Here is a 21,456-nt window from a genome sequence, read left to right as displayed (position 1 = left end):
CGCGGGGTGGAGCAGCCCGGTAGCTCGTCAGGCTCATAACCTGAAGGCCGCAGGTTCAAATCCTGCCCCCGCAACCATCTTGACCTGCACACCGTGCAGCCCTTGGAAATCAACGGTTTCAGAGGCAATCGTCAGGGCTTCGACCTGCTCGATTTCGGAAATCTGCTTCCTGTTCAGCTCTTCCCGTGGTTTCAGTTTAATCCCTTTGCCGCCTTGGGCGATTTGCAGGATACCTGCTAGATCGCCGTGCAGGTCAGCGACAAGGGCGCTCTTATCCCCGTTCGGTGTGAGGATAATCTTGTCGATCAGGCCACGCAGAATCTTTGCCGATTCATCGCGGTGATCGGGGTCGTTCAAGGACGCGATAAGCTCGCGCACAGCAGTAGCGTAGCGCTCACCCATACGTGGATGGATGAAGGCCGGAACCTCTTCTTTCTGATTCAGGCTGACCGTTAGCGCATCCTTCTTAGCGGAGAGATCGTTTATCTCATCCTTGATAAGCAGCGGATCAATGCCATTTTTGATGGCTTCGACCAGCTTGCGAATGGCCTTTTCTGTCTTCTCAAGCTCCTTCTGATTCTTCACGATATCCGCGTTGGCGGTCATGCGCAGACGGTTCATTTCCGCGACATACTCGTCGCAGAACAGTTTGGTCAGTTCGGGATTCATCAGCTTGTCCCGAAGTGCGCTTAGGACGCGCTCTTCCAGTACGCTCTGGCTGATCGTGATCCGGTTGTCGCATGTCCCTTTATTGCGTGCCGTCGAACAGCCATAGCGTTCCTTGGAGACGATCGACATGCCGCCACCACAGCAGCCGCATTTGAGCAGGAAGGACAGCAGCTTCGGAGGACGCTGTTTTTCCTGATAGGTCAATTTCCGATCCAGCTCGCCCTGATACTCCTTCACGGCATCCCATAGGGCTTGGTCGATGATGCGCAGGTCCGGCACTTCAGCCACGACCCACTTGTCTTGTGGGTTCGGCTTCGCCACGCGCTTGCCCGTTTCGGGGTTCTTCACATAGCGTTGCTTGTTCCAGATTTGCCGCCCGATATAGAGTTCGTTGTTTAGGATGCCCGTGCCGCGCTGACGGTTGCCATAGATCGTCGTTGCGCCCCATGCTTTGCCTGATGGGCAAGGGACGCCTTCCTTGTTCAGTTCGAAGGCGATCTTCTTCGGCGATTTGCCCTTCACATAGTCGCGGAAAATCCGCTCGACGATCGCAGCTTCGTCTGTGTTGATTTCTCGGTCGCCGGGGATAAGGTTGCCAGCGGAATCGTACTTGCGGACGTTGTTGTAACCATAGGCCTTGCCGCCCGCACATTTTCCGGCGAGAGCGCGGCCTTCAAGCCCGCGATGGGTCTTGCGGCGCAGCTCGCTGATGTACATTTCGCTCATCATGCCGCCGATACCGACGTGCATCTGCGTAATGTGGCCTTCGCTGACCGTATGGATGGCCTGTTCAGCATAGGTCAGGTGCTTGTAGAGGCGCGCCATGTCTTCCATGTCGCGGCTCAAGCGGTCCTGCGCTTCGGCTACGATGATGTCGAACTGTCCGGCACGAGCATCAGCCATAAGGGCTTGAATGCCGGGGCGCATCATGTTCGCGCCGCTCACAGCATGGTCGGAATATGTCTGGACGACTTTCCAACCCTTTGATTCTGCAAAGCGCATACAGATGCGCACTTGGTCCTCAATGGACGTGTCGGACTGTAAGTCCGTTGAATATCTTGCGTAAATTGCCACCCTTCTCATGTCTTCTTTCCTTTTGTTGGTGGCAAATTGTAGCTGGGATTGCTCTTGTTTTGCAACTTTTCAAAGTCCCGTGCCGCACTGATGCGAGCCAAATGCTTCACCAATTCCTTCACATGAGGGTGGGCCGTTCCCGAAGCCGCGTTAAAGGGCTTGGTTAGATCGCCCTTTCGCGCCTTCGAAAAATTGTCCGCCATTACCATCACAGCCCCTCATATCTTCAAGTTTACCGCAGAAAACAGCCATTTCGCAAATTTCTACTATGCTGCGCCGAGGCATGATGATGCTGATGATGGTGGGCATGGCTGCTTCTCCTGTTCATAAATTGGATATGTGGATGGAACTTAGTGTAGGGTACATGCGTATGCTTGTATTGATCGAATATGTTTTACATAATAGCAAATAAGCAATAATGGGCAGAATAGAATGGTTGGCGAGTATGACGGAAGCATGGTGCAGCGATTGGCGCTGCGTCGTGCCTTGAAAGACCTCAACGAACAGAGGATCAGCGACCAACGCGTCACATCGCTGCTATTGGACGCCAAGGGGCAGGGGCGTATTCCCGGCTTTCCAAGGCAGTCCAGAGCGTCCCTGTCGCGCGCCACCATCCAGCGTATCCGCGAGGCCGACGAAAACCGGCTAGCCAGTATGCGGCACGGCACCATGGCGATGGTCTATAACTTCCTGTGCCAGTCGGAAGAGCTTGGGACGGAACTGTATGACGCGCGGACGCGCGTTCATTCCGCTCATTCCCATGCGCCGCTGCTGGAGGCGTTGCAGCGGCATCTGGGAGCGCAGCGGGGACCGCTGACTTCTGATGACCTACGGAGCCTTGAAGGGACGTTCCATTTGTACCGGAAGGCATGGACAACGCCGAACCATGACACCTATATCCGCTGCGTCCTGCGCTTCGAGTGGATCGGGGATGCGCTCTTCTATACCGAGGAACAGCGGTTCCACGACCCGATCGCCAAGGTTCCCGTCCACGAGACAGACAGCGGCGTCGTCCTGCCCTACGGTATGAATGTCGTGCTGCTAGGCCACAGCGAATCGAAAGACCTGCTGAAATTCTTCTCGCTGCACGACTTCTTCCCGTACCCTGACGGGGTGCAGCCTGTGCATACGATCGCAGGCAACTTCATCGCCGTTTACAGCAAAGGCCCCCATCCGGGCTTCCGCGCCTTTGTGCAGCGCGTCGAGGAGGGCGAGGCCAGCCCCGCCTTTTTTGGCGTGGGTGAACTCGATCCGGCCATACTGGAAAAGCTGTCCGGCTAGTCGGACACCGCCGCCCCGTCATCGTTCACGATGATCGCAAGATGTGTGTGGTAGTACCACACATCTTGGCAAGGGAACCCGCTGCGCGTTCCCGTTGCATCCCTCCGGCCTTGCCGCATCATCGGCATCGAGCCTTGTTGCGCCATCCAAACGTATCGCCGTTTGACCCCTCGCAGGAAGACTTCGCTCTCCCTGCCCCCATCGACAAAAGGGCGTTTCGCCGCCCCCTTGGCCCCCACTCGCAGGGCTTGGAGATTGACCTCTCCACCTGCACCGAACCATGTCTGACCGGCTGCCCGTTCAATCACCACTTGGGGGAGCGTTCCTGCTGCCCCCAAGACCCCCATGACCAAGGCGATTTCGTTCGCCTCTGGACACCATCTCTACTCAGCCAGCAGTAGCTCAGCCATTCCGTCTAGCTTCGACTTCGTGTGCTTCCATGCTGGTAGCGTTCGCTCCAGCAACGCATAAAAGCGTTTGCTATGATTGTGCTCCTGCAAATGGCAGAGCTCATGAATGATCACATAGTCGACGCATTCTCTGGGAGCCTTAATGAGCATCGGATTAAGTACGATTGTTCCATTCGGTGAGCAGCTTCCCCACTGGCTTTTCATCTGCACCAGCATAACTGGGGGCAAGACGTCTACCCATTTCAAATCTGCTGCGATCAGACTGAGACGTTGATGAAAATAACGCTCGGCATTCGTTCTATACCAAGCCCGAAGTTGTCGCTTCACACGGGATGGACTCACGCGGTGCAGTTTGACCTCAATTCGTCCAGCCATTAGTCGCACACCTGACGATGACTTGGCTGCGCTCTCAAGCACTTTTATCTGGTAACGTTTTCCCAGATAAAAATGTGTCTCACCACTAACGTACTCGCGTGGCAGGGCATGCTCACGCAACTTTGCGAAATATCGCAAGTTGTTGTCGATCCAGCGAGCCCGCTTCATTACGGCTTTTGCGATTTCGTGCGCCGACTTTGCCGGGGGCGTTTCCACCTCGACCAAACCATTGGGGTGAACATGAATGCGAATGCGTTCTAACAACGTCTCGTTCGATGAGACGGTGTAGTCGATTGTCCGATTGCCATAAGAGATTGCGGATCGCATTTACAATGTTCCCTTCGAAAGGCCGAGGCGAATTATCTCTACAATCTTGTCTACGACCGATTTTGCAGATTCAAGACCAAGGCGCTTGAAGAGCAATGGCAAAAGTTTTTTTCGAACAGACGCTTCTATGTCCTGCGTGTTTAGAGAATTTTCGGCTACAGCTACAGTGATGATGTCATCAATTGAGATACACAGCTCGACATACTGTTTCACCAGCTCTTCAGAGAGATCGTCTGCGCCGTGTTCGAGTTTAAGGATTCCAAAGTATGCAGCTGCATGCTGATTTTGAGAAAGTGCAGGTGGTATGCCTTCTACTGAGCGGTTTTTCACCTTTTCATCAAGTTCTTTGAAAAGAGCGTATTGCTTGAAAGGATGTTCAAACAACGCATTGGCTTCAGCAAGGGCCTTCCGCAAAAGTTCAGAAAAGTAGGATTGTGCATAAGGATCGTCAGCCAGTTCTTGTTCGATCGTTCTTTTAAGGCGTGAACGAATAATGTCTGTTTCGTTGCGCGTTTTTTCTTCCGACCACGTTTCAGGTTCGCTCTTCTTTCCCAGGTCATTGACGATGTAAACGCCATCCGCGTCTTTGACACGTTCTCCCACGACGTATCGATCTACTAATTTTCGAATCTGATCTTCGTATACGCTGAAATCAATCGTTTCTTGAGCGTCTTGTTTCGCTGTTCGACGAAGTTCACTGAAGAACCTCAGGTCACGCTTGTATGCCTGGATATCGTCTTCTGAAAATGACTTGTCTTCGAAGAAAGATCGCGAGCCAAGTGCAACTTTCAAACACATGCCAAATTCAGTGAGTGCTTGGTAGAAGTCTTCACGGATCTTCTGGTTAAGGTCAACGGATTCGCCGTTGGCTCCAGTCGTCAGGTAGGGAATAAGAAGTTGCCGATATTGTTCTCGATCGGCGCGGTTTTGGACAGGTCTGAAAATTTCCCATAAAGCGGCATGTAGTGCAGGTAGCTTCTTGTATTCCGTCGAGACATTTGCATAGAGACCCTCTATGTCATCGACATCGAAACCGCCTTGTGTGCGTTCTGCGAGATCCCGGTATTCGGTGATCGCAGTATCGAGCTCTTTCAAAATTCCACGATAATCGATCAATAACCCAAACTTCTTTTCGTCGTGAAGTCGGTTCACACGAGCGATAGCTTGAATGAGGTTGTGTTGTTTGAGGGGTTTGTCGATATATAGAACTGCATTTTTAGGCTCATCAAAGCCAGTGAGTAGCTTATCAACGACTATCAAAATGTCGGGGGCGCCGGGCTCACCGAAATCCTCGATCACCTGCCGTTCATATTCAGCAGGGTCGCCTTTGACGTTATCCTTCCACCACTGTTGAACCTCTGGAAGTTCGGATTCGTCAACGTCTTCATGACCCTCACGACTGTCTGGGGCGGATATAACGATTGCGCTGCTGACAAGGCTGGTTGCGTCGAGTGCTTTTTTATAACGAACCGCAGAGAGCTTACTGTCGGTTGCCAACTGGCCCTTTAGGTCTTTGCCTAATTTCTTGAAATTATCGTTGAAATGGGCAGCTATATCCCACGCGATGAGATCAATACGGTTTGCCGAACCATATAGCTGGCCCTTTTTCCCGTACTTTTCTTTCAGATCGCTCTTTTGCTGATCCGTTAGAGAGGCAGTGATCTTTTCAAACCAATTATCTATGGCGCTCGCGTTTATATCGATGATCGGTTTGCGTTCTTCATAGAGGAGGGGAGTAACCGTTCCATCCTGTACTGCTTTCTGCATCGTGTAGGCATGAACGATTGGGCCAAATTTATTGGTCGTCTTTTCATTTTTCAAAAGGGGTGTGCCTGTGAATGCGACATAAGCTGCATTCGGCAGCGCCTTTTTCATTCGCTCATGGTTTTCACCGTCTTGGCTTCTGTGGCCTTCGTCGATGAGCACAATGATGTTCTCACTTGGATTATAGCACTCTGGCAGTTTTGAAGCTGTTCCGAACTTATTGATGATCGAGAAGATTATGCGCTCGTTGCCCTTGCCGATACGCTTTGCGAGATCACGGCCAGTCGATGCCTTTGCCCTGTTTTCATCCTTCTTCGTCGCATTGGTCGTGCCCATTGCGCCGCCTGTAAGAAATGTTCTGGCAAGTTGCTTTTCAAGGTCAACGCGATCAGTCACCACAATTACTCGACATTCCGCCAACTCCTGGCGAAGCAAGAGCGCCTTGCAGAGGTACACCATAGTGAAGCTCTTGCCTGAGCCAGTCGTATGCCAAATCACGCCGCCTTCACGACCACCATCCGGACGGATATCCGAAATGCGCTCGATTAAAGCCTTGATACCGAAAGCCTGCTGATAGCGCGCTGCGACTTTGCCAACTTTACGGTCGAAGATAATGAAATAGCGGATGAATTCTAAAAGACGTTCTGGAGAAAGGAGGCTAATTAAAAGGCGATCCTGATCTGTGACGAACTGGATGCCAGACCAAAGATTTTGGAAATGATCCTGTACGGCTCTAGGTTTGCCACTCAGCAATTCTGCGTGAACGTCCGGGGGCAACGCCGCATTCTTCACTTTATAAAAATGCGTTTCATCAAATTCCTCTTCAGACCATTTTGCCCAGAATTTCTTGGGCGTTTTGGTCGTAGCATAGCGGCCATCGGTGCCGCTAATTGATACCAATAACTGTGAGTAGGCGAAGAGGTGAGGTATCTCGTCCGGCTTCTGGTTGCGAATTGTCTGGCTAATGCCTTCGTCCACCATCGACTTGTTTGGATTGCCAGAATCGGGCCGCTTGACTTCGATAACAGCTAGTGGCAGTCCGTTGATAAAACAGACGATATCCGGACGTCGTGTTCGAATGCCGTCAGTGGATAGGACTTCAAATTCTTCGGTGACGATCAGGCTGTTATTGGCTGGATTGTTCCAGTCGATAATCGGCACAGTCGCTGAATGTTTTTTCCCTTCAACGAATTCTGTGACCGTTATGCCGAGCGTCATCGCATTGTAAAGCTTTTCATTTGCGCTCAGCAGACCTTCATGCATCTGCGGCGCTGACAGATCACGGACTATCTGGTCGATGGCGTTAGTCGAGAGAGGATAACTGCGGCCCTTGTATTCGAAACGCCGCTTCTTTAGCTCATCAACCAGGACGGAACGCAGAATAACAGCCTTGTTGCCGCCGCGTGCAGCCAAGCAATCAGCGGTGGACATGAGCTGCCATCCCAGCGCCAAAAGAACCTGAAGTGCAGGCAAGTGCGCGGTAAATTGCTCGGCGGTATTGGGCGACGTCATGCAGCCTCCGCTTCTGGCTGTGCCGCCATCTTTTTCTTCCGCTGCTTTTTCTTGCCTTCCTGAAGCTCTCGCTGGTTCTCAACGAAACAGAATTCCGCGTCTATACCCATCCGCCTGAGTTCCCGCATAGTGCGCCTCAGACTGATCCGCGAAAATAGAGGTAGATTGAGCGACTTATCTGATTTGTCCTTATGCGTGATGATTTGGAAGACAACTTTGAACTTCTTTCCATCTATGGCGGCAAGGAATGGGCCATCTTCGCCGGCTTCTGCTTTCGCCGTCACTAGGTTCCGCAAGTTCACGAACACCTCGTCGTGTTCCCGGATCAATTGAATGGAGTTGAGACCCTGATTAAAAAGATGGCTCAGCGTTGCTGATACGGTAGAGAGCTTGACGTGATGCAGGATTACCTGATCCCCATCAATTTCCAGAATGTCGCAAGGCTCAACCTGCTTTTGCCCAGCGGGTGCAACGTTGCCTTTGTCCATACAAAGACGAGTGTTTTCACCCACTACGCAGGCTTCGTTGTAGGCGCCTTCTCCATCGTGATCGTACGCTAACAATGAGGTGTCGGTGCATATCGGATCGAGATAGGTTGTGAGATCGGTCACGTAATCTCCGCTAACCTGATACCAGTTGCCTTCGCAAAGATGGAAATTTCCTGGGTTTCCGGCGATCACAGTATCAAAAATCAGGCACTTAAGAATCGAGGGTCGATCACCTTTTGGCTGGCCGGACTCATTTGTAATGACTAAATGGTGACGCTTCAGCGCCTCTAAATCGATCGTGCTGACGTCAAAGCCATTCGTTTCCAGATACTCATAGTACCGGTCAATGAAGACATCGTCATATACCAATCCATGCCCCTGACCAGTGAACGTGGCGTACATTTCCTCCGCATAGTTCACGATGTCTGGGATTGTCAGTGTAACATTTTCGTCTTTTGAAGCGACGGCAGCCACCAAGTTCGTATTCAGAGCGTCAAGCAGAACAGGGTCTTTGACCGGGGTTACGTTCTGGATGTCTGGAAAGGCAGTCGCGTAAGCGTTGTCGTTGTATAGCTCCAACAGCTTTTCGCAAAGATCTGGTAGTCCTTCTGGACCAACATCAGAGCTAATGCGGATGCTACTTGCGCCAGTTGCATGTCTGAAGAATGCCTCGAGCTCCTCTTTCACAGCGCCGGTGAGGCTCCGTAAGATGGTGCTATCACGATCAAAATCAAACAGAGTCAGGTCGGAACCCACTGAGAGTTGGGTGCGTTGTCTGCGCGCGTTTTCAGGACGAAGGGAATCTAGGCTTTTCAGCTTCTCGGGATCAACGCTGTTAAGAGTTACCCGAAGGCCAAAATCGTATTCGTAGCTTTCTGGCTTTAGGTTATGCATCACGTGACCAAACGTGATTGCAAACGTCCTGCCACCCACAGGCAAGAAGACGATCGCTCCCTTAAGGGCCTGCATCAGGTTCTTTTGTATGCCGAAGTAACCGCGCCACCAGGGTGGCGTGGGCTGGCTATCCAGGACATGAAGAGTCGCACCCTCAGGCAAATCGCTGGCGGCGATTCCGTCCTCCAACGTGTTGTCTTCTTTGATGGTATTCGTGGCGTCAAAGGTTGGCTTCAGAAGGTAGATGGAAAATGATCTAGATTTGCTCATGCCGCTTCCTCCCGGTCTGATACTGTCTTTACACGACGCTTCCCCGTGAGGAGTTGCTGCATCAGGGCAGATTTCTCCCGTTTCAATCGTTCAAGATAATTTTTTAGCTTTTCGATCTGGCTCGTGCTTTCTGTGAGAATCTCGACGATTGCTTTTTGCTCGTCGATCGAGGGCACTTCAATTATTAGGGAAGCGATGTCGCGTGGATAAATGTGCGGCTGTGCACCACCGCTTTGCAGTCCATAAATTTTGTTCTGGTTGAACTCCAAATAATAGAAAGCAAATAGTGCACTTATTTTTTCAGTGCCCTGAACCACGGAACAATCTGACGCCCAGAATTTATATGGATGGAAGGCGACGAATCCAGCATAGGCGCCGCTTGCGCTCACTGTAATTGCATGATCGTGGGTGAATTCCGCGTGTGAATACGGACTAGTTTTCCCCCCAGCGATAACTGGGTAATTGCCCTCTTGGATATCTTTACTATTAAGCGCACGACCTTTTCCGATCTGGGCAACATCCCCCAGCTTTCTGTCTTTCCACTCTCCCTCAAATCCCGGCAGGCGTTTTTTGCCAGTCAGGAGTTGCTGCATGAGCGCCTTTTTCTGCGCTTCGCTGTTGGCAATCAGCTTTTCCGTTGCCTCAATTGCTCGATCCCATGTTGAAAGAATTTTCGCGATGCGCTGTTGTTCTTGAACTGGCGGCAGAGAAATTTTTGCCTTTCTTAAAGTGGCAATCGAAATTTCCTGTAGCGCTGAACCGTTAGCCTGTCTTCCTATGTAGCTTTGGAACTGTGGAGCATTTAGGAATTGAAAAACATAGGCTGGTGATGCAACTGCACTATTTAGCGATATCCTTGCCACACCTCTGGTAAGATTACATTTTTCAAGTGGCGCAGAAACTAATGCTGATCGGCCAATAACGCCGCGAAGTGCCATAATAACGTCGCCAGCTTCTAGAATTGTCCGTTTGTAACTATTGCTAATTTCTCTTGTTGTTTTGATCATATGTTTGGGATTTAGATCGCCACTTGCAATGTCGACGACACGCACGCATGGCACACCATTCTCGACAGGCTCTCCCGTTTGAACAACACCATAAGAAATTGGTGACTTCACCACTGAGCTTAATGCTTGCTCCTTCCAACTCGACGGCATCATTCTCCACCGCCTTTCTTGCCTTCCAAATCCTTGGCAAGGTTTTCGAGGGCTTCGATATCCTCTGCATCGGCAGCGAGGGCTTCAGCCTCTTTCCGCTTGAGGTCAAAGGCTTCATAGCGATCAGCGGCGAGCTTTTGGGCGACCTTCATTTGTAGTTTTCCCGCATGGGTCAGCACATCGCGCTCATTGAAAGAGAGGAATGAATCGAGCTTGTCCGCCCATTGCGACATTGTGACAGGTGCGCGGCGTTTTGCCTGATCTTCTGCGTAATCCAGATACATAGTGACGATACGGTTCAGTTCGTCTATCTCTTCCGAATTAAGATAGTTCTTGGCTATGCCGACATCGCCCTTGCGAACGATCGACCCTTTCCAGGACATGACACCCATGTTGGGCTTATCCGGATCGGCACGGCCTGCGATCAACTCAGCTGCTGTTTGGCCGGTGATGGCCCATAGCATCTTGTTCTGTACTTTTTGGAAAAACAGCTGCGCCTCATCCGAATCTTTGTCGTAGTCGACTGCGGTCGTGTAAAGGTCTTTCACCTTTTGATAGAACCGCTTCTCTGACGCGCGAATATCACGAATACGCGCAAGCCATTCGTCGAAGTAATCCCATTGCTCGGCTTGTTTGAGCCGCGCATCGTCCATAGCGAAGCCTTTGATCAGGTATTCCTTGAGGACGGTGTTAGCCCAACGGCGGAATTGAACACCGCGCGGTGAGCGTACGCGATACCCGACAGCCAGAATGACGTCGAGATTATAGTGCTTTATCCGTCGCTCGACCGTACGAACGCCCTCTGTTCGAACTTGTAAGAAATCCTTACACGTTGCCTCTTCGGCGAGTTCACCGTCCTCGTAGATACTTTTTATATGCAATGTGACGTTTTGCGGTGTCGTGTCAAAGAGCTCGCCCAGTTCTGCTTGGGTGAGCCATACCGTGCCGTCAATTGATCGCAGATTGATCTCGGCTTGGCCGTCCTCTGTTTGATAGAGGATCAACTCGCCTTTTGGTTCGTCATGTTCGATGTTGTGGGTCATATGGCATACCCCAATTCTTTGAGGTATCCGTCCATTTTCTTCTCCAACTCGGCCAGTTCGGCTTTCAGCTTCATGCGTTCAGCGCGGACGGCCATCAGGTCGATTTCTTCCTCTTCTTCGAAAGTGTCGACATAACGGGGGATGTTGAGGTTGTAATCGTTTTCGGCCATTTCCTCTGGTGTTGCGAGGTAAGCGTATTTATCAACCGTCTTGCGTTCTTGGTAAGTCGCAATGATCTTGGCAATATTGCCTTCAGAGAGCTGGTTCTGGTTCTTGCCTGATACGAACTCTCGGCTGGCGTCGATAAACAACGTGTTCCTGTCTGTCTTGTTCTTGCGGAACACTAAAATGGCGGCTGGAATTCCCGTGCCATAAAACAGTTTTTCAGGTAGCCCGATCACGGCGTCGAGTATGTTCTCCTCAACCAGCTTCTGTCTGATTTTTCCTTCGGATGAGCCTCGGAACAGAACACCATGGGGGGCAACGACGGCCATGCGTCCAGTCTTTGGCTTCATGGTTTCGATCATATGGAGAATAAATGCGTAATCGCCTTTGGTCTTCGGCGGAATGCCGCGCCTAAAGCGTCCAAATTGATCTGTGTCAGCCGTTCCATGTCCCCACTTTTCAAGGCTGAAAGGGGGATTGGCAACGACCACGTCAAAATGCTTGAGGCTGTCTTCGCTATTCAGGAGCTTGGGGTTGCGAATAGTATCGCCCCATTCAATGCGGTGATTGTCTTCCCCATGTAGGAACATATTCATTTTGGCGAGAGCCCATGTGCTGCCAATCGCTTCCTGGCCGTAAAGGGCGTATTTCTTTGAGCCGTTATTCTCGATCTGAATGCGCTTGCCGCACTTCATTAACAGTGAGCCAGAGCCGCAGGTCGGGTCACAAATCTCGTCACCTTCTTTGGGCGATACCAGTTCGGCCATGAGTTCGGACACTTCTGGCGGTGTATAAAACTCACCAGCTTTACGACCGGAGTCAGCGGCAAATTGTTTGATCAGGAACTCATATGCATTGCCGATGATGTCGAGTTTGCCAATACGGCTTGGCGCAAGATTCAGCTTCTCCTTCGCGAAATCCTCCAGAAGGTCTTTCAAAAGCTCGTTCTTTTGCGCCTCTTCACCCAATTTGTTCGAGTTGAAGCTGATGTCCTGGAATACGTCGCGTAGCTTTGCGATATTCGCTTCTTCAATTGCATGTAGGGCTTTGTCGATGCGCTCGCCATTGCCGGGCTCATGGCGTCTTTTGTACAGTTCATAGAAGTTTGCAGATGCAGGAAGAACAAATCGCTCATTCTTGAGAATCTCATTGATGAGTTCTGGCTCATCACCATACTCTGCCTTGTAATTGTTGTAGTGATCCTGCCAAACATCGCTAATGTATTTCAAGAACAGCATCGTGAGGACGTATTCTTTGTATACCGAGCCGTCGACAGTACCCCGGAACGTATCGCAGGCCTCCCAAACGGCTTTATTGATGTCTTCTTGTTTAATTTGTGAGTTCATGCTCTAGCCTCCAGGCTTTTAGGCGCAAGGCCAATGGCCAGTGCTTCAAGTTGAGAGTTTCGTGTTTCAATAAGGCGGTTGAGGATTGCCTGCTCGCGTTGTGCGGCTTGCCAGAGTGCAGCGATAGTCATCTGCGTCTCTTTAGAAGGCAGCGCAATAGGAAGCTCTTCCAGAACATTTCTGCGTATGTTTTGGATGTAGGAGCCTGTGGAGTTGCGCTGAAAATAGTCTTGAGCAGGCTTCTGGTTGATTTGCCATGCAAGAAACCGCGGGGAGAGCTTCTCTGGCTTCTTGATACTCACAACGAAAAACTGCGGTGCGCACACTGTACGGGGCGGCACGTTGGACAACGCGTACGCATAGGTACGTGTTCCTCTGGCCGCGAAGATCACATCATCCTCAGTCAGCCAAGACGGTTCGCGTTTTGAAGGTAGGGACACGGACGCCACATCCCCCCAATTCATGTCGCCATCATTGGCTACATTCTTCAACTGCACGAGGTGAACGTCGCCCGCCTTCAGCGACTCTGCTGAGCCCCGGAGGGGGTAGCCAGCGGAGACGGTTGCCACGTCCCCTAGGTTTACGTAAATTACTGCATCGTTCGTCATGATGCAAATATTGCACATATGCCTGCGGTCAGTCAATAGAAATACAAGCTCATGCCCTATGATGCAAAAAATGATGTTTAGGGATTCCTCTAGGCTGATCATCAGGGCGCTTGCTGATCAAGGCTTATCCCTTTCGCAAAAAGCCACGGCCAACACGGCCTTCTTTGGGGCTTTCCTCGCAGCCCAATCCATCCCTTGCAACGGCATGCGCCGTCTTTCCGCTTCGCCCGCCCCTTCGGGGTGCAAGGGCTGTCTTGTCCTGCCTCTCCGGACGCCATCAGGCCGCGATGGTCGCGGCTTCAACCGGCAAAAGGAGAGAAACCATGTCACGCACGACCAAATTCGATGTCCATCAGGAGATCACCAACCGCATCGTTGATGCAATCGAAACCGCAGGGGAATTCCGCCTTCCTTGGGTCAGCAACAAATCGGGAAGTTTCGCCCGCCCCGTCAATGTCGCATCGCGCAAACCCTATAACGGTGTCAACATCGTCAGCCTTTGGGTATCTGCTCTTTCCAGCGAGTTTCCTTCAAATATCTGGGGTACGTACCGCCAATGGCAGGAGCAGGGATGCCAAGTCCGCAAGGGCGAGAAATCTTCCCCCGTGGTCTTCTACAAGACCATCGATATCGAGCAGGTCAACGACCGTACAGGTGAAACCGAACAGGCCGAGCGCATGTTCGCCCGCGCGAGCTGGGTCTTCAACGCCGCGCAGGTTGACGGTTTTCCGATCGAGCAAAACGATATTCCGGATGCCCCGCTTTTCGATCCGATCGCCCGCGCAGAATCCTTTGTCCGTGCCACGGGTGCGGTTGTTGAGGAAGCCGGCGACAAGGCTTGCTTCATCCCCTCGCTCGACATCATCCGTATGCCGGAACGTCGCCGCTTCACCGGCACCGATACGACCACGCCCGCCGAAGGCTTCTACAGCACGATCTGCCACGAGCTGACCCACTGGTCGGGGACAAAATCCCGCCTCGATCGGGATATGTCCGGACGCTTCGGTTCCGAAGCCTATGCTGTCGAAGAACTGGTGGCTGAACTTGGGGCAGCCTTCCTGTGCAGCGATCTTGGCATCACGCCCGAGCCGCGCGCCGATCATGCGCAGTACATCAAGAACTGGCTTGAATTCCTGAAGTCGGACAGAAAGGCGATCTTCACCGCCGCATCAAAAGCGTCCGAAGCTGCCAACTGGCTGCAATCCTTGGCCGTCAGCGACATCGTGGAGGATGCGGCTTAGGCCGCATCCTTCCCCCTATGCCGCGCCCGTCACGATCGGCATCTTCTCAAGATGCTTGTCGATCGTCTCGACAACTTTCCCATCCATCGGCAGATGGGACTTCTCCGATGCCCATTGATCCATGAATAGGGAAACCGTTTCCTTCGCGGTATCGGTCACAAGCTTGCGGGGCAGGGCTGCCTTGGCGGCAAGGTGTTCCAGCTCGTCAATCGTATAGCCCGCAAAATCCTTTGTCCGGCTGAATGTCAGGGCGGATTGATCGTTCGGAAGATATGGGATCGTTGAGACAAAATCATAGGCGGGCGAAAGCCGCGCGTGACGCCGATCAGGATAGATCAGCGACCAGTTTTTAAGGTGCATATCGCCGTTTCCGATCAGGACGTTGAACGTCAGACGGCGGATGAATTCGGCAATGTCATCATGATTGGATTCGGCGGCGACGACGGAAATCAGGTTTCGGAAACTGGCCTTTTTGTATTTGTCTTCCGGATAGACGCCGAACACCTGTGCGAAATCCTCGATATGGGTGACGCCGTTTTCGGAATTCCGGTCAAACCGTTCGATGACAAAAGCCTTCTGCCCTAGCTGTTCGATACCTTCCGGCATGTTTCCGATGGCGCTGACATCGACCAGATCAATCGACGGAACATTGATGCCGACCGACTTGGCAAGCGACATCATCGAAAACTCGTTTTCCGGCACTTTCGGAAATTCCCGTGAGGGGAGTTTGATGATCCAGTCGCCGCCGACGCCGCTGGCGGGAATTGTCAGTCCGCCGCTTGGCTGAGTGACCGCCGAAAATTTAAGCTGCACTCCGGCAAGGGAGAAGCGCAAGGCATCTTCCGCCGCCGCTTTCGCAATCTCACCTTCCGGCTCGTCATAGGCGGCGTCCGGCCATGCTTCGCCATCGGCTGGCGTTACCGTGATCGCGCCGGGTAAGTCTTGCCCCAATACCCACAGCAGGAAAAATTCCCGATCGGTATGAATCCCTGCCTTCTCCGCGAGGTATTTGCGCAGATGCCCTTCCGGAAGCAGATTGGAAAAGAATGGCATCAGCCTGATTTTGTACGGCCTGAAATCCGTCAGAAGTTCTCCGAACTGATCCTTGAAGCGCAGGCCAAGGGTCGGGCGATCGGGGTTCCCGACATAGGCTTCGTTGAATGCGAACAGGGTCCGCTCTCCACCGACATAGGTGATCGTGCCTATCTCCTGATCGTAAAGTCGGACGGTAAGAACGGAAACGTCAGGCATCGTCATCCTCATCCAGTGAATATGCAGGTCGTGGCGCATCCGGCTTTTCCGATGGCGATGTCACGGCGGATGTCTGACGGATGATCGAATGAACCGCTGGCAGAGCCTTGCGCGGCACCAATGCGACTTCCAGATCAAGGGCGTTCGCGATGGCGATCAGGCTGGACAGCCGCAAGTCAACACTACCGGATTCGATGCGCGATATCTGCGCTTGCGGCACACCGGCAAGCTTGCTCAGGACGCGTTGGCTCAAATCTTTGGCCTGTCGCGTCTCTCGCAGCCGTTCGGCGATGGGTTGGGCTTCATAGTTCATGCGATATCTCTTTCAGCATCATTTCTGCTGTATGATATCGCATAATGCATCGGAATACAAGAAGGCTTTGTCAGTTTTGATATCGAAAACTATATCAAACTTCCCATACGATATCGAATTAGACATCGTATGTGCGCGGGGTTGCAGGCAGGCGCGGTCAGCATCACCGCCCCGGTGACGGCCACCATGTTTGGCGACGATGCAGCACGTTTTCGATGTTTTCCATAGAGGCGAGGATGTTCCGACGGTCGGCGCTGCCGATGTCGGACTGGATCAGGGCGCGCCACAACGCGTCGTACAACGTCAGCAAGTCCGTATCGGACATTCCTTCCAAGATGATGATGGTGATGATCGGGTGCATGAAAGCTCCTTTCGGCTACCGGCACGAACCATTTCGGGCCTTGGCCGATCGGAAAGGCGCAAACGGATGGTGCAGCACCCTTGGGGCGTCACGTCAGTAGAGCAGGTCATGACCATGACCTTGCGCGTCGGAATCTTCCGGCTTGTGCCAATATCGATCGCTGGCCTGAATGGATCGTCCGCCGTGACGAAGAGGGGCTGATGGTCCCGATTTTCTTGTCATCTATTGGAGCGCAATGCCGCCCGTATGGGATTGAGTGGCTTCGTTCGATCCGCCTGAATTCCTGACCACCACGGTTCAGCCGTCAATGCACTGCCCGCGCCGGTTCGCGTGCCGCTCACCCGTGTTGTGCATGACGCCCGCTCCTATGTGGCGGTCTTTCGGAAAGGCGTAACGAGCCAACCCAAACCAAAGGAGCAACATCATGGCACGCAACAGCAACAATCAATCTTCCGAAACCAAAGCCCCCGACTTCATCGCGTGGCAGGTCATCCAGAAGGACGACAAATCTGTCTGGCATAAGGTCGGAGCCTCATGGCAGCACAAGGATCAAAAGGGCATGACGCTACAGCTTGATGTCATCCCCTTGGGCGGGCGGATCGTTCTTCGTCATCCGCAGGACAATGCCGAAAACACTTCTGCAAAGGCGGGGCGATCATGATCGCCCCCATCATCACCGCCATCGATTGGCAGGGTATTTGTCTGACAGTCTTGCATAAGCCGAACTGGACGGGCTGCGGCTTCGACCACATCGAAATCACCAGTCGGAGTCGTGCGCCCTTTCCGATATCGGAAACCGGCTATCGCTCACACTTTCTGCATGGTGACGAGATCAGGCGATACGGCGATGCAACGGCCTATGTGCAGGCATGGCTGGACGAGGCCAGTCACACGACGGCATGGCAACGTATCGATCAGGAAACGCGGCAGCTCACACTTTTCTGAAGTTCCGATCGGCCTTGCAGGATGCAAGGCCGTCCGATGCGGGCGCAGGGCGATTCATGGCGCGCCGCAATGTAAGGGCGCTGATGTTGAACGTCGCGGCAACACTTTGGCGGGATTGTCCCGCTGCGATCATCGCCGCTGCTTCAGCCACATCGACGGACGATAATTTGCGCGGTCTGCCCAGCCGAACCCCGCGCAGCTTCGCGGCCTGCAATCCTGCCTTCGTCCGGTCGCGGATCAATTCGCGCTCGAACTCGGCCAGTGCGGCAAGAATATGGACGTAGAACCGTCCGCCTGCGCTTGTCGTGTCGATTTGCTCGCGCAGGGAAGAAAGCCCCACGCCACGATCCTGCAATACTGTGATCGTCCCGATCAAGTGGGCAAGCGATCGTCCCAATCGATCCAGCCGCCAAACAATTAGATGATCGCCCGATCTTGCAAGAGTAAGCGCCGCAGCCAGTCCATCCCTGTCGGCTTTGTTGCCTGAAACGCCATGATCCTCGAAAATCCGGATGCACCCGGCTTCTTGCAGTGCGCGCCGTTGCAGGTCGGCATTTTGTTCGGCGGTGGATACACGGGCATAGCCGATGCGCATGGAGCAACCGTTCAAAAAGGGTCGTTTTTGAACGCATGGTTGCTTCACTGCTTGGGGAGTGGGTAACACAATATATAGTCGTCGCTGCGATGTTTGTTTCAATATTGAGTAATATATTGAATATGATATAGTATATAAATAAACGACGGATTTTGAACTATAATTATATGGACGAATATTTATTGGAATTAATTACTACTTCTGAATTTAATAAAATATGGATGATGATTATCGGCGCTGCTGCATGGGGATGTCTTCTCGGAGTGATGGGAACTTTGGCCGTGCAGGAATTTTGCGCTAATCGCCGTGCTGAAAGAGATCGAGAGCGATGACGCGGACATTCGGCGGCAAGAACGGAAACATCGTTGCCATGTTGATGGGGACGGTCGCGATGGTCGGCATCGTCGGGGTTTCGGCCATGAACATGATCGGCGGGCCGATCACTACTGCGGCTAAAGTGACCCATCAGAACATGGCTCAAAACGACCTTCTGATGAATGCCAAAGTCGTCGTCATGAATGCCTCGACCCGTCCCAATATGGGCGACGAGGATGGCGATGGTTATATCGAGCCGGTTCCCTTTGTTCCGGCTTCCGATCCTTCCTGCGGTCTCTCCTTACCCGCAGGAGGCCAAGGCGGGTGTCTCCCTGCGGATATCGGAGCAATCCTCACCGATCCGTGGGGGACATCTTATGCCTATTGCGTATGGGATCACGGCGATCCGGCCAGTTCTCCTAACCGTATCGACGGCGAAGACAGCACATCAGGCGCGGTGCTGGCGATCATATCCGCAGGGCCGAACAAACGCTTTGAGACCCCCTGTCTGCCCTATGACGGCGACCCCGATACCAACGACGAGGCAATAGACCCGAACGGCATCGGTGACGATCTGGTGCAGATATTCACCTATGCGGGCGCGGTCGCAGGATCGGGCGGATTGTGGGAACTGAAATTAAACGAGCCGGAAACGGCTGTCATCGACAAGAAACTTGAGATCGGCGACGTGTCGGCAGGAACTGGCTTCGCCTTCGACACCACCACGGGTGAAGGTGAGTTCCCTTACATTAAGACGGATTTTATTGCATCGAAAACGGGCGGAAACACGCCCGTCACGATGGTCAACAACATCGCCCTTGATGGCAACTGGCTGTCGGGGGATGGTGGCAACCGCGGTATATACGTCGCCGCCAACGGCAATGTCGGGATAGGAACAGCCAATCCCCTTGCCGCGATAAGTCATTATGGCAGTGCGCTCCGCAATCACAGCGAGCCGATCACCTCACTATCGGATTACAAGCTTGTATTGGGATGCAAGTTACAACAAGGAAACTGCAATACAGGAACAGCAGTCGGGATTGCAGTTTCGAATTACACGAACACCAACGGTCAACCCGCTATGGCAATGGAGTACAGAGCAAGAGGGCATGCATTCCATAGGATTTCTGGTGTAAATCCAATCATGCGAATAGACCCTGAATTAAGTTATCAGGACAGCACGGTTGTTATTCGTGCTCATGCCGCCAATGCCGACAAAGGGATTTTTGGTCTGGAGCGTAATAACGGTGCTAAAGCCCTAACCGTATTAAACAACGGAAACGTCGGGATCGGGACTACATCACCTATTGCAATGCTTCATATATCTGACAATGATACGCCTATTCCACAGGGCAGTATCGGCAATGGCGGAACCTTAGCGAGATTGAGCGGAAAGACCGGAATGTCATCCCGCTTGGTCATTGAAAGCTTTGGCACCAACGATACCGCAGGACCAAGCCTTACGTTTAAAACATCACGCGGAACGGCAGTTTCTCCGACCGCAACTCGAACAGGAGATATTCTCGGCCAAATCGCTTGGTTTGGATATGACGGCTCTAACTATTCACCACATGCTCGTGCTCATATCAGGTCACAGGCTGACGGCGATTGGAACGGTGCAGAAGAGCAGCCAACCAACCTGATATTCTCTACGAGCCCTGCTGAGCCTGCTAGTGCAATCACAACGAGGATGATTATCAAGTCTAATGGCAATGTCGGAATCGGGACGACGACCCCGGAGTCGCGGCTTCATATTATAGGGGCGGAAAACACGGGAACAGATGCGGCCCTGCGCATTCAGAGTGGATCGCAGGTCATGTTAATCGACGGGAACGAGATCAGCACCACCGTGGCATCGGGACAGCCACTTTACCTCAACTATGAAGTTCCCAATAACGTCGTTCTGGCTAACGGTGGTGGCAATGTGGGTATTGGCATTGGTACGGGCAACCCAACAGAAAAATTGCAGGTCAATGGACTGATCGACGTGACCAACAACCGAATCATTCGGGTTGCTACGCCGACGGCATCATCGGATGCGGCGAATAAGGCGTATGTTGATAGTTTGGGCGGGCGGGTTTGTGCCAACGGCCAAATTTTGAAATATCAAAGCGGCGCATGGCAATGTGCGGGTGATAACTCGGGCGGCGGGGCGGATAACCTTGGTAACCATACGGCCACGGCAAATTTAAACATGTCCAACCGCGCGATTGTTGCGGATGTGGGGACAATACGTGATGCCAGCGGCGGATGGGTGCGCACATACGGGAACACGGGTTGGTACAGCCAAACCCATGGCGGCGGATGGTATATGCAGGACACGACATGGATTCGTGCCTACAGCAACAAATCCGTCGTGACGGGCGGAAATATGCAGGCGGCGGCGTTCCTCTATGGCTCTGATGAGCGGCTGAAAGCTGATGTCAGGCCGTTGAACCTGTCCTTGGATGATCTCGATGGCATCGGCACCTATCGCTATCACTACAGGGCCGACGAGGACGAAACGCCCCATATCGGCGTGATCGCGCAAGAAGTTCAGGCTGTTTTCCCCGAAGCCGTGCAAACGGGCGAGGACGGGATGTTGAGCGTCGATTATCCGGCTCTGGTCCCTGTTCTGCTCGAAGCCGTGAAGCAGCTCAAGGCCGATAACGACGCCATCCGACACCAGATGAAGGCCGAAAACGATAATCTGCGTGAGGAAATCCGCGCACTGACCAAGGAGGCGCGGTGAGGAATGTCTATCTTGCCCTAATCGTTTTTGTTTTTTTGCCAATCACCGCTTGGGCCGCTGATATGTATTCGGTGAACAGCGGCGCAACGGTCCAGATCAACGAGCATGGTGTGTGCCAACGCATCACCAACAGTCACGGTTCAGGACGGCCCATAATGGTCCCGACGAGAACAGCGACCGAATGGACGACCTTTCGCAATAATCGCCCTGCGGGCGTGACCATGGCGGCGTGTCCCCCAGTTTGTTCAGGCACACTGGTTGGCGGTTATTGTTGGTATTCAAGTGCTGTAAATGAATCTTGCACGTCTGTATGTGCATCGC

Annotated in this window: 19 protein-coding genes and 1 tRNA gene; 6 read left to right on the top strand and 14 right to left on the bottom strand. The window is 52.7% G+C overall.

All coding sequences use genetic code 11. From position 1 onward, the window contains the following. Positions 1-77: transfer RNA gene (locus FHY56_RS16645), tRNA-Met, on the top strand. Here the strand turns inward: FHY56_RS16645 and FHY56_RS18415 are convergent. Both FHY56_RS18415 and FHY56_RS17830 read right to left on the bottom strand, forming a co-directional pair. Then, positions 34-1,752: a recombinase family protein gene (locus tag FHY56_RS18415; RefSeq protein WP_140906274.1), complete on the bottom strand. Its 1,719-nt coding sequence runs from the start codon at positions 1,750-1,752 to the stop codon at positions 34-36. The genes FHY56_RS16645 and FHY56_RS18415 overlap by 44 nt on opposite strands. 141 nt (positions 1,753-1,893) lie before the next feature. Beyond that, positions 1,894-2,052 (bottom strand): hypothetical protein, encoded by a 159-nt coding sequence (locus tag FHY56_RS17830; RefSeq protein WP_158447782.1) that lies wholly within the window; start codon positions 2,050-2,052, stop codon positions 1,894-1,896. Between the two features lie 123 nt (positions 2,053-2,175). On the opposite strand from FHY56_RS17830, the gene FHY56_RS16635 reads away from it, so the two are divergent. Beyond that, on the top strand, positions 2,176-3,024 hold the full coding sequence (locus FHY56_RS16635) for a hypothetical protein (RefSeq protein ID WP_140906271.1): 849 nt from the start codon (positions 2,176-2,178) through the stop codon (positions 3,022-3,024). Between the two features lie 383 nt (positions 3,025-3,407). Here the strand turns inward: FHY56_RS16635 and FHY56_RS16630 are convergent, their stop codons facing one another. Genes FHY56_RS16630 through FHY56_RS16600 form a run of 7 tightly spaced genes read right to left on the bottom strand, consistent with a single transcriptional unit; the run spans position 3,408 to position 13,485 of the window. Continuing rightward, positions 3,408-4,136 (bottom strand): M48 family metallopeptidase, encoded by a 729-nt coding sequence (locus FHY56_RS16630; RefSeq protein WP_140906270.1) that lies wholly within the window; start codon positions 4,134-4,136, stop codon positions 3,408-3,410. Then, positions 4,137-7,412, bottom strand: a complete 3,276-nt coding sequence (locus tag FHY56_RS16625; protein WP_140906269.1) for a type I restriction endonuclease subunit R — start codon at positions 7,410-7,412, stop codon at positions 4,137-4,139. After that, a complete protein-coding gene (locus FHY56_RS16620; RefSeq protein ID WP_140906268.1) occupies positions 7,409-9,064 on the bottom strand; it encodes a DUF6119 family protein in 1,656 nt (551 codons plus the stop codon). Before FHY56_RS16620 ends, FHY56_RS16625 begins: the two co-directional genes overlap by 4 nt. Further along, complete coding sequence (locus FHY56_RS16615) at positions 9,061-10,224, bottom strand: restriction endonuclease subunit S (protein WP_140906267.1); 1,164 nt, start codon at positions 10,222-10,224, stop codon at positions 9,061-9,063. Before FHY56_RS16615 ends, FHY56_RS16620 begins: the two co-directional genes overlap by 4 nt. Next, the gene (locus FHY56_RS16610; RefSeq protein ID WP_140906266.1) at positions 10,221-11,264 is read right to left on the bottom strand and encodes a virulence RhuM family protein; all 1,044 of its coding nucleotides are present in this window, start codon (positions 11,262-11,264) and stop codon (positions 10,221-10,223) included. Before FHY56_RS16610 ends, FHY56_RS16615 begins: the two co-directional genes overlap by 4 nt. Then, entirely contained in the window at positions 11,261-12,775 is a 1,515-nt protein-coding gene (locus FHY56_RS16605) for a type I restriction-modification system subunit M (protein ID WP_140906265.1), read from the bottom strand. The genes FHY56_RS16610 and FHY56_RS16605 overlap by 4 nt, the downstream gene beginning before the upstream one ends. Then, a complete protein-coding gene (locus FHY56_RS16600) occupies positions 12,772-13,485 on the bottom strand; it encodes a restriction endonuclease subunit S (RefSeq protein ID WP_140906264.1) in 714 nt (237 codons plus the stop codon). The genes FHY56_RS16605 and FHY56_RS16600 overlap by 4 nt, the downstream gene beginning before the upstream one ends. Positions 13,486-13,706: 221 nt before the next feature. Here FHY56_RS16600 and FHY56_RS16595 point away from each other — a divergent pair, with 221 nt between their 5' ends. Beyond that, positions 13,707-14,624, top strand: a complete 918-nt coding sequence (locus FHY56_RS16595) for an ArdC family protein (protein ID WP_140906263.1) — start codon at positions 13,707-13,709, stop codon at positions 14,622-14,624. A 15-nt stretch (positions 14,625-14,639) separates the two neighbouring features. Here FHY56_RS16595 and FHY56_RS16590 read toward each other — a convergent pair whose 3' ends face one another. From FHY56_RS16590 to FHY56_RS18295, 4 genes are all read right to left on the bottom strand, one after another. Further along, entirely contained in the window at positions 14,640-15,875 is a 1,236-nt protein-coding gene (locus FHY56_RS16590; RefSeq protein WP_140906273.1) for a type II toxin-antitoxin system HipA family toxin, read from the bottom strand. Further along, the gene (locus FHY56_RS16585; protein ID WP_111576420.1) at positions 15,868-16,188 is read right to left on the bottom strand and encodes a helix-turn-helix domain-containing protein; all 321 of its coding nucleotides are present in this window, start codon (positions 16,186-16,188) and stop codon (positions 15,868-15,870) included. The genes FHY56_RS16590 and FHY56_RS16585 overlap by 8 nt, the downstream gene beginning before the upstream one ends. A gap of 163 nt (positions 16,189-16,351) precedes the next feature. Continuing rightward, a complete protein-coding gene (locus FHY56_RS16580; protein ID WP_140906262.1) occupies positions 16,352-16,549 on the bottom strand; it encodes a hypothetical protein in 198 nt (65 codons plus the stop codon). A gap of 93 nt (positions 16,550-16,642) precedes the next feature. Then, complete coding sequence (locus FHY56_RS18295) at positions 16,643-16,771, bottom strand: hypothetical protein (RefSeq protein WP_268898952.1); 129 nt, start codon at positions 16,769-16,771, stop codon at positions 16,643-16,645. A gap of 202 nt (positions 16,772-16,973) precedes the next feature. Here FHY56_RS18295 and FHY56_RS16575 point away from each other — a divergent pair, with 202 nt between their 5' ends. Further along, entirely contained in the window at positions 16,974-17,210 is a 237-nt protein-coding gene (locus FHY56_RS16575; RefSeq protein ID WP_140906261.1) for a hypothetical protein, read from the top strand. Next, positions 17,207-17,494 carry a hypothetical protein gene (locus tag FHY56_RS16570; protein ID WP_140906260.1) on the top strand — a complete coding sequence of 96 codons (288 nt, stop codon included), beginning with the start codon at positions 17,207-17,209 and terminating at the stop codon, positions 17,492-17,494. The genes FHY56_RS16575 and FHY56_RS16570 overlap by 4 nt, the downstream gene beginning before the upstream one ends. Here FHY56_RS16570 and FHY56_RS16565 read toward each other — a convergent pair. Beyond that, on the bottom strand, positions 17,481-18,089 hold the full coding sequence (locus FHY56_RS16565; protein WP_140906259.1) for a recombinase family protein: 609 nt from the start codon (positions 18,087-18,089) through the stop codon (positions 17,481-17,483). The genes FHY56_RS16570 and FHY56_RS16565 overlap by 14 nt on opposite strands. A 328-nt stretch (positions 18,090-18,417) precedes the next feature. Here FHY56_RS16565 and FHY56_RS16560 point away from each other — a divergent pair, with 328 nt between their 5' ends. Beyond that, a complete protein-coding gene (locus FHY56_RS16560) occupies positions 18,418-21,135 on the top strand; it encodes a tail fiber domain-containing protein (protein ID WP_140906258.1) in 2,718 nt (905 codons plus the stop codon). Positions 21,136-21,456 lie beyond the last annotated feature (321 nt).

The sequence above is a fragment of the Brucella gallinifaecis genome (assembly GCF_006476605.1).
Classification (GTDB): domain Bacteria; phylum Pseudomonadota; class Alphaproteobacteria; order Rhizobiales; family Rhizobiaceae; genus Brucella; species Brucella gallinifaecis.
Note: the sequence above shows the minus strand (reverse complement) of the source record. Positions and strands in the feature narration are given on the sequence as shown.